This window comes from Vibrio sp. IB15 (assembly GCF_016406055.1).
Classification (GTDB): Bacteria; Pseudomonadota; Gammaproteobacteria; order Enterobacterales; family Vibrionaceae; genus Vibrio; species Vibrio chagasii.
Map to the genome: position 1 here is coordinate 73,550 of NZ_JAEFCE010000007.1, position 13,162 is coordinate 86,711.

The window sequence follows — 13,162 nt, forward strand, 5'->3', positions numbered from 1 at the left end:
TTCCTTATGATAAAGGAAATATTAGCATTCAGCATCATCAGACAGCATTACTCAGATAAAATTCATAGATAGAGAACACATAATGCAAATATTTGGCAAAATTTTGGGCGCTTTCTTTGGCTTTCTATTTGGAGGGCCACTTGGTTTAGTTTTTGGTCTATTTTTAGGACACCAATTCGATAAAGCTCGCCGATTGAACCAATCTGGGTTCAACACCTCTGGTTTTGGGCGTGGTCCAAACCAAGCTGAAAGACAAAACGAGTTTTTCAAATCTGCATTTGCGGTTATGGGGCATGTTGCCAAAGCGAAAGGTCAGGTTACGCCAGAAGAGATTCAACTCGCTTCTACTATGATGGAGCGTATGAATCTTCATGGTGAGCAACGCAGAGCGGCGCAAGATGCATTCCGCGAAGGAAAAGAGAGTGACTTCCCGTTAAATGATGTCCTTGAACGAGTCAAAATCTCATCGGGTGGGCGTTTTGACCTTCTTCAGTTCTTCTTGGAGCTTCAAGTTTCAGCTGCATTCGCTGATGGAAGTTTGCATCCAAGTGAGCGTCAGGTTCTTCATAAGATTGCTCAAGGCCTTGGTTTTTCTGCAGAGCAACTTGAACGCCGCTTGCAGATGCAAGAGGCGGCATTCCGTTTTCAACAGCAGGGTGGAAGCTTCGGTGGTGGTCATCAAGGGCAGTCGTCAGGTTGGCAACAAGCATCACAACAGAACCAGTTGGCCGACGCGTTTAAAGTGTTAGGTGTGAGCGAGAACGCGGAAGGTAAAGAAGTTAAAAAGGCCTACCGTAAGCTGATGAATGAGCATCACCCCGATAAACTGATGGCGAAAGGTCTACCGCCTGAAATGATGAACGTTGCGAAAGAGAAATCACAAGAAATTCAAAATGCTTACGACCTAATTAAGAAGGTCAAAGGGTTTAAGTAATCGAGTACAAAGCCGAGTAATGCTAAGAAGTTACTCGGCTTTTTTATTTAAAGGAATAAATATGTCTATCAGTTATCAAGACGTTCTGGACTTTTGGTTTGATGAGCTAACACCAAAGGATTGGTTTACTGGTGGTGACCACATTGATGCTTTGATTAAAGAGCGATTCTCGGATTTACACCAAGCTGCAACTCAGGGGGAGCTGTTTGAATGGCGACAAATTGCACAAGGGCGCTTAGCTGAGATTATTGTATTGGACCAGTTTTCAAGAAACATCGGCAGAAATAGCCCTGCTGCATTTTCAGCTGACCCTATGGCGCTAGCATTGGCGCAGGAAGCGGTAGCGGGTGGCTTTGACCATCAACTTAGTCAGCAACAGAAAAGCTTTCTGTATATGCCTTACATGCACAGTGAGTCACTGTTAATTCATGAGCTGGCGATTGAGTTGTTTTCTCAAACTGGCTTAGAAAATAATCTTGATTTTGAGTTTAAGCATAAGATTATCATTGAGCGTTTTGGTCGTTACCCTCACCGTAATGAAGTGCTAGGGCGAACTTCGACTCCCGAAGAAGTTGAATTCTTGCAGCTGCCTGGTTCAAGTTTTTAGCTCTAGAACACAGTGAAATAGATGAAAAGAGGCTAGTGGTTAATATACCACTAGCCTCTTTTTTGTTTTAGTCGTGAGCGACTGGCAGCAAGCTATTTTGCTTGGTTGAGTGACCAATCGTACTCATAGCTAATTTTGTCGGTATTCTTTACAGGCTCAGCTCGATATTGATCTAAGTGTTGAATCAGCTGCTGTTGGTTACCAAAGTCCACTGCGAACCACTCGTAAATCGATGATAGCTGGAGCTTATTGCCTTTAACCACCACACCTTTGTCACTATTCACAAACTCAGAGGCTGCTTGTTCCAGTAGAGTTTCGGTGTTGTCAGAAGTAAAGGCTTGAGGCTGGAGGTTTGGACACCCTAGGCTGGCACAGTTTACGGCGTAGTGTGTACGTGGATCTCGCCATATTGGTCTTAGGATGCGGTGCTCAATGTCGTTGAGTGTCAGTGATTTACCATTTACTGATACGACATCATCTCCCCATGGCCCAAAGCTAAACAGACCGCCGAGTTTAGTGATAGATTTTACTGGGTAGGCATCGAGAATTAATTCAACAGTCACGGCATTGTATAGATTGACCCAGTAAGCGTACTGCTCTGCTTTTGGGTACTCGAGTGGGTTCATCTGCTCTAACTGCTTGATGTATTGTTTCAGCTTTGACTTCTCTGTAGCGGTCACTGCTTGATAACGAACTAACGTATTTTGCCCTTGTTTAACCAAGTAGCTATCGAGGAATTGCTGCCAGCTTTGATGAGAAACTTGTTCTGAGTTGGCCTCATTACTTTGATTCCAGTACGGCCACAGTTCAGACTTAGGTGCCGACCAAGCTAAGGTTGAAAAAAGTAGGCTGATAATAACGAGTAGTTGTTTCATGGCATTCTCCTGATAGCTGACTACTAAGACCTTATGCTTTACGATTTTCTTTCATGGCTCTTTAGTTAAATAACAGATCAGAGTTTGTAGACACTTTAGACTAAAGCTGAACCAAATAAAAAAGGTTGGCACTTGGCCAACCTTTGGATTTATTCAGAAACGTCTCATTATTTTAGGAAGCTAGGAATCTTAGCTTCAAACTCTGAAATCTTATCAGCGTGCTGCAGCGTTAGACCGATGTTGTCTAAACCGTTCAGTAGGCAGTGACGACGGAACTCATCAATTTCAAACGAGTATTGTTTGCCATTTGCGCTCACTTTCATTGCTTCTAGATCAACGGTAACCTCTGCGCCTTCGTTCGCTTCTACGAATTGGAAAATCTCATCCACTTCTTGCTCAGTCAATCGAACAGGAACCATTTGGTTGTTGATTGAGTTACCGTAGAAGATGTCTGCAAAGCTTGGCGCAATCATCACTTGGATGCCGTAATCAGCAAGTGCCCAAGGTGCGTGTTCACGAGATGAACCACAACCAAAGTTTTCACGAGCAAGCAGGATTGAAGCGCCTTGGTAACGCGGAACATTCATCACGAATTCTGGGTTTGGCTGTTCGCCAGCATCGTCTAGGAAGCGCCAGTCATGGAATAAGTGCTTACCAAAACCAATGCGGTTCACTTTCTGTAGGAACTGCTTTGGAATGATCGCATCAGTATCGATGTTGGCCGTATCTAGAGGAACGACTAATCCGGTGTGTTGTTGAAAACCTGACATGTTAAATCCTCTAATTAAAGTTCACGAATATCGACAAAGTGGCCAGCGATCGCTGCGGCTGCAGCCATTGCAGGACTAACTAGGTGCGTACGACCATCACGGCCTTGGCGACCTTCAAAGTTACGGTTTGATGTAGACGCGCAGCGCTCTTGTGGACCAAGACGGTCGTTGTTCATTGCAAGACACATAGAACAACCTGGTAAACGCCACTCAAAACCGGCTTCTTTGAAGATAACATCTAAGCCTTCAGCTTCAGCTTGAGCTTTTACTTGCTCAGAGCCCGGAACGATAAGCGCTTGCACATGTTTTGCTACTTGGCGACCTTTCGCTACTGCAGCGGCTGCGCGCATGTCTTCGATACGAGAGTTAGTACAAGAGCCAACGAATACTTTATCTACGCTGTAATCTGATAGAGATTTACCCGCTTCTAAGCCCATGTATGCCAGTGCTTTTTCAGCCGATGCTTTTTCAACAGGGTCTGCGAAGCTTTCTGGTGCTGGGATAGGTGCATCAACAGAAATTACCTGACCAGGGTTAGTGCCCCAAGTTACTTGTGGTTTGATGTCTGCGGCTTCTAGAGTTACTACAGCATCAAACTTTGCGTCAGCATCGGTTTTTAGTGTGTTCCAGTATTCAACGGCAGCGTTAAACTCTTCACCTTCTGGAGAGAATTTACGACCCTTGATGTATTCGTAGGTGGTTTCATCCGGTGCAATCAAGCCTGCTTTAGCACCCAACTCGATAGCCATGTTACATACCGTCATGCGGCCTTCCATTGTAAGGTCGGTAATTGCCTCACCGCAGAATTCAACCACGTAGCCAGTACCTCCAGCCGCTGTTGTTTTACCGATGATCGCTAGCACGATATCTTTGGCAGTGATGCCTGGAGCAACCTTACCTTTTACTTCGATCTTCATGGTTTTAGCGCGAGCTTGTTTCAGCGTTTGAGTTGCTAGCACGTGCTCAACTTCTGAAGTACCGATGCCGAATGCAAGAGAACCAAATGCACCGTGTGTTGCGGTGTGCGAGTCACCACAAACGATAGTCATACCCGGTAGAGTAATACCTAGTTCAGGGCCCATTACGTGCACAATACCTTGGTATTTGTGGTTTAGGTCGTAAAGCGTTACACCAAACTCTTCACAGTTTTTTGATAGCGTTTCCATTTGGATACGCGCCATCTCGCCAGAAGCATTAATGTCTTTGGTTTGTGTGGATACGTTGTGATCCATGGTCGCGAAAGTCTTGCCTACTTGGCGAACTTTACGTCCCTTTTCACGCAGGCCATCAAAGGCTTGAGGTGACGTTACTTCGTGGACTAGGTGACGGTCGATGTAAAGAATCGGGTTTTCGCCTTCCGCTGCTACTGCAACGTGCGCGTCGTAAACTTTTTCGTATAAGGTTTTGGCTTGCTGGTTTGTCGACATAGCTTTTCTTCCTTGGGAGCATCAGTCCCAGTGTTTGTTTCTAGCCAAGTCAGGCACTTTGGATGACTTGGCTGGATATTATTCTTATGTACTTACTTTAGATCGTTATGCTTATGAAGCTAAGATGTACTCTGCAATCTTGTCACCCATTTCAGAGGTGGTTAGCGCTTGTTTATCGCCTGCTAGGTCTGCTGTTAGCTCGCCTGCTGAAAGCGCTTTAGATACCGCTGTTTCAATGTCTTGTGCTGCCGCTTCTTCGCCTAGGCTGTAACGAAGCATTAGCGCTGCAGAAAGAATTTGTGCAACTGGGTTTGCAATGTTCTTACCTGCGATGTCTGGTGCACTGCCTCCTGCTGGTTCATATAGACCGAAGTTGCTTTCGTTCAAGCTTGCAGAAGGAAGCATACCCATAGAACCAGTGATCATTGCGCACTCATCAGAAATGATGTCGCCGAAGATGTTTGAACACAGCATTACGTCAAACTGAGATGGATCTTTGATTAGCTGCATGGTCGCGTTGTCGATGTACATGTGGTTTAGCGTTACATCTGGGTAGTCTTTTGCGATCTCTTCGACAACTTCGCGCCATAAGATAGAGCTCTGTAGAACGTTCGCTTTATCAATGGAGTAAACGTTTTTGTTACGTAGACGTGCCGATTCAAAAGCAATCTTTGCGATACGTTCGATTTCGTAGCGGTGATAAACTTCGGTATCAAACGCTTTTTCCGTAGCGCCTTCGCCTTCACGACCTTTAGGTTGACCGAAGTAAATACCGCCTGTTAGCTCACGTACTACCACGATGTCAAAACCGCGCTCGGAGATATCAGCACGAAGTGGAGAGAAAGACTCTAAACCTTTGTGAATTTGCGCAGGACGAAGGTTACAAAACAGTTGGAAGTGTTTACGTAGAGGAAGTAGGGCGCCACGCTCAGGTTGGTCATTGGGTGGAAGGTGCTCCCACTTAGGACCACCAACTGAGCCGAAAAGTACTGCGTCAGACTCTTCACAACCTTTCACTGTAGACTCTGGTAGTGGACAACCGTGGTTATCTATGGCGATACCACCAACATCATACTCTTCGCGAGAAAAGCTAATCGCATGCTTCTTTTCGATCGCGTCTAGCACCTTGTGTGCTTGCTGCATTACTTCTGGGCCAATGCCATCACCAGGTAGTACGGCAATTTTGTATGATTTATCAGTCATGTTAATCCTTTAATTCTTTGTTACTGAGCTATTTGGCTCGTTTTAAATTTTGTCCCTAAAGCCAATAACATCGGCTCTAGGGCTCTGTTATTGGGTACTTAAACTGTCGCGATTTTTTGCTGTTTCATTTCAGCAATGGTGTCTGCGCGTTGAATGCTATTGATAACGTGCAGTAGCGCCTGACCAGAAGCTTCAACGATATCTGTTGAAACGCCTGTGCCGTGGTACTTACGACCTTTATAGTTAGCAATGATGTCAGCTTGGCCTAAACCATCTTCACCTTCACCTTTCGCGGTTAGGTCGAACTTATCTAGTACGATTTCGTAGCCAGTTAAGCGGTAGATACACTGGTATAGCGCGTCAACAGGACCGTTACCGACAGCGGCTTCGCACTTCTCTTCATCACCACATTGCAGCTTGATGCTGGTTGTAGACATTACACTACCAGATTGTACGCTTAGGTAGTTAAGTTTGTAGAAGTCATCTTCGTCACGTAGATTCGCGAAGTGCATCAATGCTTCTAAGTCGTAATCGAAGACTTGACCTTTACGGTCAGCAAGCTTCAAGAAGTCTTCGTACAATGAATCTAGGCTGTACTCGTTGTCTTTGTAACCCATTGCGTCCATATGGCTCTTAACAGCAGCACGACCACTACGGCTGGTTAGGTTCAACGCCTTGTTTTTCAAGCCAATAGACTCAGGAGTCATGATCTCGTAAGTATTTTTGTTCTTTAGCATGCCATCTTGGTGGATACCTGAAGAGTGGCTGAATGCGTTAGCACCAACGATCGCTTTGTTGTCTTGAATTGGCATGTGGCAAAGCTGGCTCACCAATTTACTGGTGCGGTGGATCTCTTGATTATCTAGGCCGGTATGAACACCTAATAACTCTTGACGAGTTTTGATGATCATTGCGATCTCTTCTAAAGAACAGTTGCCCGCGCGTTCACCAATGCCGTTAATGGTACCTTCTACTTGGCGAGCACCAGCTTGTACCGCTGCGATTGAGTTAGCAACCGACATGCCTAAGTCATCGTGACAGTGAACTGAGATGATTGCTTGGTCGATGTTTGGTACGCGGTCAAATAGCGTTTTGATAATACCGCCAAACTCGTTAGGCACTGTGTAGCCCACTGTGTCTGGAATGTTGATAGTTTTCGCGCCTGCGTTGATGGCAGCTTCAACCATACGGCATAGATTATCGATAGGTGTACGGCCTGCATCTTCACAAGAAAATTCAACATCGTCTGTGTAGTTACGTGCGTGTTTAACGGCTTTTACTGCCATCTCTACCACATCATCGTAGCTGCGACGCAATTTATCTTGAACGTGAACCGTCGATGTAGAAATAAAGGTGTGAATACGGAATTGCTCAGCCACTTTTAACGCTTCTGCTGCTGCATCGATATCTTTCGCTACAGCACGAGAAAGTGCACAGATACGGCTATCTTTGATGTTCTTTGCGATAGTTTGTACTGATTCAAAATCACCCGGAGATGATACTGGGAAGCCAGCTTCGATTACGTCCACACCCAGTCTTTCAAGTGCATAAGCAATTTGTAACTTCTCTTTTACTGTCAGGCTTGCAGCTAGAGCCTGCTCGCCGTCACGTAAAGTCGTATCAAAAATTATCACTTGATCGTTCATGGGTGCTTCCTTATATCGATATTGTATCGATTGCTATCCAAATTATTATTGAGAATGATGTTCTTTTAAAAGTGCCAGTTACAAAAAAACCCGCTCAGCGCGGGTTTTAATATTTGTGTAGTTCTTGACCCACAACTTACCCGCGCGATTGGTTCACGATAAGGAGAAGTTTCAGCAGTCGAGAAGAAGAAAAAATCATTACACAAATATCCGTAAATAAACTGTTAACACCATATGTACCGTAATTTATTCTGAGCGTCAAACAAGAAAATCCAATATCAGCATACATTAGCGGCGTTTTGGTTTGGTTTGTGCTGTTAGGGCTGTATTTATTGGTTTTATCATCTGCTTGGGGTTTTTAGGTTGGGCGGTTAGTTTATCGTTTGGCTTATGTGTAGGTTAAAACTTTGTAGTAAATCTTTTTAATGGAACGATTCACCAAAAAAATCACAAGCTCGTTTAAATTAATTAATCAATTGATTAAATAGTGAGTAATTAATCTTCTGCCAGTGTATCGATTTATCCCTATAATTAATCGTGTGATTAATTAGGTTAGTAGGTTTCAGTGATGGCAGGGCGCAAAGCAGGACGACCGCAGCAGAATCTCGATGTCAGGCAGTTGCTTATTGAGCATGCTCGTGATCTGTTCGTTGTTCAACCGTATGACAAGGTATCTACTCGTTTAATTGCTGAACGAGCTGGTGTGAATATCGCGATGATTCGTTATTACTTTGGTAACAAAGCAGGGTTGTTTGAAGCAATGCTGCGTGAAACGTTGCGACCAATGCAGCTGCAGATGCATAAGCTGGTAGCAGAGAGCAGCCACGAGAACTTTCTCGATTTAATGCGGACTTACTACAAAGAGATGGTCAAGGTTCCTAAGTTCCCTCGCTTAATTGCCCAAGTGATGAATATGCCGCCTTCAGAGGTGCAGAGAGAACTGCTAGAGAAGGTCTTTCTCGATGTAACCAAACCCGCCCAAGATGTCATTTTTGAAAAGCTGATGGCACAAGGCGTTTTGCGTAAGGATATGGATCCTAAGCTCTGCCGCGTGTCGTATATAAGTTTGATGGTTTTTCCATTTATAGCACCTCCGCCTTTGCTGGCTATTCATGGCATCGAGCTTAATGAAGCCTTTCTCAACCGATTAATCGAACACAACATTCAACTGATGACGGAAGGCTTTATCAATGCACCAAGCCCTTCATCTTTGCAGGAACCAAAATAATGAGAATAAATAAAAAGCTCCTTTTCTTCCCAGTCCTAGCCGTTGGTGTGATTGGTCTAGTGTTGGCGATTAACTTGAAGCCAGATTTACCAACTAAGCCTGCCGGCGACAGGGCGCGCTTGGTTGAAACTGTCAGTTTAGAGAAGCAGATGATCGCGCCGTTGGCGGTTGGTTTTGGCAAAGTGGTACCTAAGGTTGAATGGAAAGCGATTGCCGAAGTAACAGGACAGATCGTTTATCGACACCCCGATCTTGAGAAAGGGCAAGTGATCCCTGCAGGAACTGAGGTGCTTAAGATCGATCCTTTGGATTACGAGTTGAAGTTGGTACAAGCCGAAGCGGATCTTAAATCGAGCCAGACCTCACTAGAGAAACTGAACCAAGAAGAACAGAACCTGAAACAGACACTGAAGATCGAAAAAAATCGTTTAGTGATCAGTAATAAAGAGCTACAACGTAAACAAGATCTACGTAAGAAAGGGCTGACCTCTCAGTCCGATGTCGATCTTCAACAGCAGAGTGCACTCTCCCAACAGAAGCTGGTGTTAGATATACAGAACCAAATCGCCTTAATGCCAGATGAAAAGCGTGTCGCACAAGCGGTGATTAAGGTCAATGTCTCTAAGGTCAAAGAAGCGCAACGCTCTTTGGATAAAACCACCATCACCTTGCCCAGACCGATGCGAGTCGCTCAGGTTGATATTGAACAGAACCAAGTAGTTAATCTGCAGCAAGAGATGTTCATTGCTCATGGAATTGACGTTATGGAGGTTGAGGCACAACTCTCTATTCACGATATGCAAACTTTAGCCTCAAGCTTTACTCAATTCCCTCGCGATGCTGCTGGCATCCCAAACCCATATCAAACGCCAGCTAAGGCAAGCATTCAGTTGAACAGTGGCAGCTTAAATCTGACTTGGCCAGCCAAGGTTGCACGAATCAGTGAGACTGTGGATGAAAACCAAGCGACAGCAGGCATCATCCTTGAAATCAATCAAGACTATTCTGCGCTTCAGCTAAACAGTGCCACGCCTTTGGTAAATGGTATGTTCGTCAAAGCGGAGATTGAAGGCTTAGCCAATCCAAGCTGGGTGGTACCCGAACGTGCTTTACATGGCGATAAGATCTATTTAATGGATGAGAATCAGCGCTTGAAGGTTGTGAATGTAGAAGTGCTTTACCGCCGAGATAACCAAGTGGTGATTCGTGGTGAATTACAGACGGGAGACAAACTGGTTCTCAACGACGTTCTGCCCGCTATTGAAGGCATGCTGCTGAAAGAGTCTGGTTCAAATGGTGATGAACTTACCGCAGACAGTGACGGGAGCGCTTCATGATTAAGTTCTTCTCAAGACACCCAACCGCAGCCAACTTGTTGATGCTTGGGTTGTTGATATTGGGTTTGAGTTCGTTATCTACCATCAAACGCGAAACCTTCCCTGCTTACGATCCACCTTACATTATGGCTGCGATTGTTTATCCGGGGGCTTCTCCACAAGAGGTCGAAGAGAGCCTGTGTGTGCGAATGGAAGAAGCGGTCGATGGTTTAGCTAACATTGAAGAAACCCAATGTGAGGCGATAGAAGGCAGCGCTCGTCTAATTCTCAAGCTCAATGAGAAAGCGGATATCGGCCGAATGCTGGTGGATGTGCAAACTCAGATCAATTCGATCAACGATTTCCCTACTGAGATTGAATCACCTGTCGTACAAGAGCTGGATTGGAATGAGCCAGTCGTTGATATCGCGATTACTGCGGACACCTCGTGGCCGGATTTGAAGGCATACGCTGAAGATCTAAAACGCACTATGAAGCTCGATTACGATGTTTCACTGGTTGATGTTAGCGGATTCTCAGATCACCAATATCGCGTTGAGCTAGATACTCAAGCGATTCGCCAACTCGGTTTGAGTGTCGGTGATATTGCTGATCAAATTGGCCGTCAGAATGTGAAACTGCCGAGTGGTAACGTTGAAACGCCAGACAAAAACTTCCTGATTCGCTTCGATGAAAGGCGCATTACGCCCGTAGAATTGGAAAGCATTGTAGTGGGTTCTGCGCCAAATGGCTCTGTGATCCGTTTACGAGATATTGCCAAGATCACTGACCGCTTTGAGCTCGATGAACAGAAGGTGTTGTTTGATGGTAAACCTTCTGCGCTGCTCAAGATCAGCAAGAACAAAGAAGATGACGCACTGAGAATCAAAGAGCGTGTCACTCAGTTTGTCGAGGACCAGCGTGCAATTGCACCTGATGGCGTGACTCTGCAAATGACCAATGATCTCTCTTCTGTATTGTGGGATCGTCTGACCATGATGGTGCGTAATGGCTGGCAAGGTATTGTGCTGGTATTCGCAACCATGTGGCTATTCTTCAGCTTACGTTATTCCTTTTGGGTTGCTGCAGGCCTGCCGGTAGCCTTTCTTGGCGGATTGTTCTTAATGGCCAATTTAGGACTGTCGATTAACATTATGTCACTGGTCGGTTTGTTGATGGCGATCGGTATTATGATGGATGACGCCATCGTGATCGCCGAGTCGATAGCCTCCCACCTCGATCGGGGACAAAATGTCGATGACGCGGTGTATAACGGTGTTAAGAAAGTGCTTCCCGGCGTGTTGTCTTCCTTCTTAACCACAGTGTGTATCTTCGGTAGCTTGTTATTTCTTGATGGGGAAATGGGCGCGGTACTCAAGGCCGTTCCTCAGGTGCTGATTTTGGTGCTGTCGTTGAGCTTGATCGAAGCTTTCTTAATTCTGCCGAATCACTTGTCGCATTCGTTACACAAAGAGAAAAACGATAAGCCAGCGCTGCGCTTCAAAACTGTGTTGCTAGAGAAATTTGAGAACTTTCGTAATACCACCTTGATGAATATGGTCGAGAAAGTGGTGACCTTCCGCTATGCCTTTATGGGCGGAGTGTTGACCTTGCTGCTCCTATCGATCTCCTTGATTGCTGGTGGTGTTGTCAAATTCCAGCCATTCCCAGAGCTTGATGGTGATATTGCTGAGGCTCGTATCATTCTTCCTCCGGGGGCATCACTGTCTCAAACTGAGAGAGTGGTCGATAAGATTGTGGCTTCTGCTGAGCGTTTGAATGAGCAGTGGAGCGAAGAAGTTGAAGAGGGCAACACGCTAGTCGAACATATCACCAGCCAGTTTAACGCTAATGCCGATGCCAACGAATCTGGCCCGCACTTGGCTACCGTGCGCTTAGACCTTCGTGGTGCTGAGAGTCGTAATACGGTGATCGATGATTTTATCGATGCGTGGCGAGAGGATATTGGTGAACTCGCAGACCCAATCTCGTTGGTTTTCAAGCAACCAACCATGGGGCCAGGTGGACGAGCGATTGAGATCCGTGCCAAGCATGATGACCTTAATGCATTGAAAGCTGCTTCTCTGGATATTCAAGCTTATCTGAATGAGTTTGATGGTGTTCATGGTGTGCTTGATGACATGCGCATGGGTAAAGAAGAGATCTTGGTTAAGCTGCGCCCAGGCGCTGAAACCTACAATGTGAACGGGCAGATGATTGCCTCTCAATTGCGCGCGGCCTTCTTTGGCCAGACAGCGGACGAGATTCAAATCGGTGTTGAGAATATCTCGATAGAGGTGCGTCTTGATAAAGAGCAAGCGGGTGACATTCAACAGCTTGCTAACTTCCCAATCATTACCGCGGACGGCAGCCAAATTCCGTTAGCTACGCTGGCGACGCTCGATTTCCAGCGTAATTATGTACGTATTCAACGTATTGATGGACTGAGGACTATTAGTATCTTTGGTGATATTGATAATAAGAAAGCGAGCTCTTCAGCGATCTTGGCTCAGTTCCAAAAAGATGAAGCGCCTAAACTCATTCAGAAGTACCCAGGCTTACGTTTTGATTTCGAAGGGGAAGCGAAGGATGCTGCCAAGACGGGCGCCTCGATGGGCAAAGGCTTCTTGCTCGGTCTGTTTGGTGTGTTTGCGATTCTGAGTTATCAATTCAGAAGCTATTTAGAGCCTGTAGTTGTGATGCTCGCGATTCCATTAGCCTTTATCGGAGTTGTAGTTGGTCACTGGGTGCTTGGCCACTCGTTAAGTATGCCAAGTATGATGGGCTTTGTGTCGCTTGCAGGGATTGTAGTTAACGACTCTATCTTACTCGTTCAATACATTCGTCATCACGTTGATGAAGGAGATAGCGTGCATGACTCGGTGGTGAAAGCGAGTCGTGAGCGTTTCCGTGCCGTGTTCTTAACCTCGATGACGACGGCAGCTGGTTTATTGCCTTTGCTCACCGAAACCAGTTTACAGGCTCAGGTTATTCAGCCTTTGGTTATCTCGATCGTATTTGGCATCTTTGCTTCAACCCTGCTGGTGCTGTTTATGATCCCTGCGGCTTACGCAATCTTGGCTGACTTCGGTTTAGTGAAAAAGCACGAGCCCCTTTCGCTATAGAGTTTTAAGTCAGAAATTAGAAATGAATAAT

The 13,162-nt window shown here is 45.6% G+C and carries 10 protein-coding genes; 5 read left to right on the forward strand and 5 right to left on the reverse strand.

Features of this window, described 5'->3' with window-relative positions:
- Window positions 1–82: 82 nt before the first annotated feature.
- Together djlA and JC606_RS04300 are read left to right on the forward strand one after the other, a co-directional pair.
- On the forward strand, window positions 83–934 hold the full coding sequence (gene djlA, locus JC606_RS04295; RefSeq protein WP_137407202.1) for a co-chaperone DjlA: 852 nt from the start codon (window positions 83–85) through the stop codon (window positions 932–934).
- A gap of 61 nt (window positions 935–995) precedes the next feature.
- On the forward strand, window positions 996–1,541 hold the full coding sequence (locus JC606_RS04300; protein WP_137407201.1) for a DUF924 family protein: 546 nt from the start codon (window positions 996–998) through the stop codon (window positions 1,539–1,541).
- Window positions 1,542–1,633: 92 nt separating this feature from the next.
- Here JC606_RS04300 and JC606_RS04305 read toward each other — a convergent pair whose 3' ends face one another.
- The 5 genes from JC606_RS04305 to leuA form a co-directional block, all read right to left on the reverse strand.
- Window positions 1,634–2,416 (reverse strand): DUF547 domain-containing protein, encoded by a 783-nt coding sequence (locus JC606_RS04305; RefSeq protein WP_137407200.1) that lies wholly within the window; start codon window positions 2,414–2,416, stop codon window positions 1,634–1,636.
- Window positions 2,417–2,583: 167 nt separating this feature from the next.
- Window positions 2,584–3,186 (reverse strand): 3-isopropylmalate dehydratase small subunit, encoded by a 603-nt coding sequence (gene leuD, locus JC606_RS04310; RefSeq protein WP_137407199.1) that lies wholly within the window; start codon window positions 3,184–3,186, stop codon window positions 2,584–2,586.
- Window positions 3,187–3,200: 14 nt separating this feature from the next.
- Window positions 3,201–4,613: a 3-isopropylmalate dehydratase large subunit gene (leuC, locus tag JC606_RS04315; RefSeq protein WP_137407198.1), complete on the reverse strand. Its 1,413-nt coding sequence runs from the start codon at window positions 4,611–4,613 to the stop codon at window positions 3,201–3,203.
- A gap of 111 nt (window positions 4,614–4,724) precedes the next feature.
- Complete coding sequence (leuB, locus tag JC606_RS04320; protein WP_004740807.1) at window positions 4,725–5,816, reverse strand: 3-isopropylmalate dehydrogenase; 1,092 nt, start codon at window positions 5,814–5,816, stop codon at window positions 4,725–4,727.
- A 98-nt stretch (window positions 5,817–5,914) separates the two neighbouring features.
- Window positions 5,915–7,462: a 2-isopropylmalate synthase gene (leuA, locus tag JC606_RS04325; RefSeq protein ID WP_137407197.1), complete on the reverse strand. Its 1,548-nt coding sequence runs from the start codon at window positions 7,460–7,462 to the stop codon at window positions 5,915–5,917.
- 568 nt (window positions 7,463–8,030) lie between these two features.
- Here leuA and JC606_RS04330 point away from each other — a divergent pair.
- Genes JC606_RS04330 through JC606_RS04340 form a run of 3 tightly spaced genes read left to right on the forward strand, consistent with a single transcriptional unit; the run spans window position 8,031 to window position 13,131 of the window.
- Window positions 8,031–8,690, forward strand: coding sequence for a TetR/AcrR family transcriptional regulator (locus JC606_RS04330; RefSeq protein WP_137407196.1), 660 nt, complete (start codon window positions 8,031–8,033; stop codon window positions 8,688–8,690).
- Window positions 8,690–10,027, forward strand: coding sequence for an efflux RND transporter periplasmic adaptor subunit (locus JC606_RS04335; protein ID WP_137407195.1), 1,338 nt, complete (start codon window positions 8,690–8,692; stop codon window positions 10,025–10,027). The genes JC606_RS04330 and JC606_RS04335 overlap by 1 nt, the downstream gene beginning before the upstream one ends.
- A complete protein-coding gene (locus JC606_RS04340) occupies window positions 10,024–13,131 on the forward strand; it encodes an efflux RND transporter permease subunit (protein WP_137407194.1) in 3,108 nt (1,035 codons plus the stop codon). The genes JC606_RS04335 and JC606_RS04340 overlap by 4 nt, the downstream gene beginning before the upstream one ends.
- Window positions 13,132–13,162: the final 31 nt, after the last annotated feature.

Excerpts from the sequence above, each read along its gene's own strand:
- djlA (WP_137407202.1), top strand. The coding sequence starts at position 83 with ATGCAAATATTTGGCAAAATTTTGGGCGCTTTCTTTGGCTTTCTATTT.
- JC606_RS04300 (WP_137407201.1), top strand. The coding sequence starts at position 996 with ATGTCTATCAGTTATCAAGACGTTCTGGACTTTTGGTTTGATGAGCTA.
- JC606_RS04305 (WP_137407200.1), bottom strand. The coding sequence starts at position 2,416 with ATGAAACAACTACTCGTTATTATCAGCCTACTTTTTTCAACCTTAGCT.
- leuD (WP_137407199.1), bottom strand. The coding sequence starts at position 3,186 with ATGTCAGGTTTTCAACAACACACCGGATTAGTCGTTCCTCTAGATACG.
- leuC (WP_137407198.1), bottom strand. The coding sequence starts at position 4,613 with ATGTCGACAAACCAGCAAGCCAAAACCTTATACGAAAAAGTTTACGAC.
- leuB (WP_004740807.1), bottom strand. The coding sequence starts at position 5,816 with ATGACTGATAAATCATACAAAATTGCCGTACTACCTGGTGATGGCATT.
- leuA (WP_137407197.1), bottom strand. The coding sequence starts at position 7,462 with ATGAACGATCAAGTGATAATTTTTGATACGACTTTACGTGACGGCGAG.
- JC606_RS04330 (WP_137407196.1), top strand. The coding sequence starts at position 8,031 with ATGGCAGGGCGCAAAGCAGGACGACCGCAGCAGAATCTCGATGTCAGG.
- JC606_RS04335 (WP_137407195.1), top strand. The coding sequence starts at position 8,690 with ATGAGAATAAATAAAAAGCTCCTTTTCTTCCCAGTCCTAGCCGTTGGT.
- JC606_RS04340 (WP_137407194.1), top strand. The coding sequence starts at position 10,024 with ATGATTAAGTTCTTCTCAAGACACCCAACCGCAGCCAACTTGTTGATG.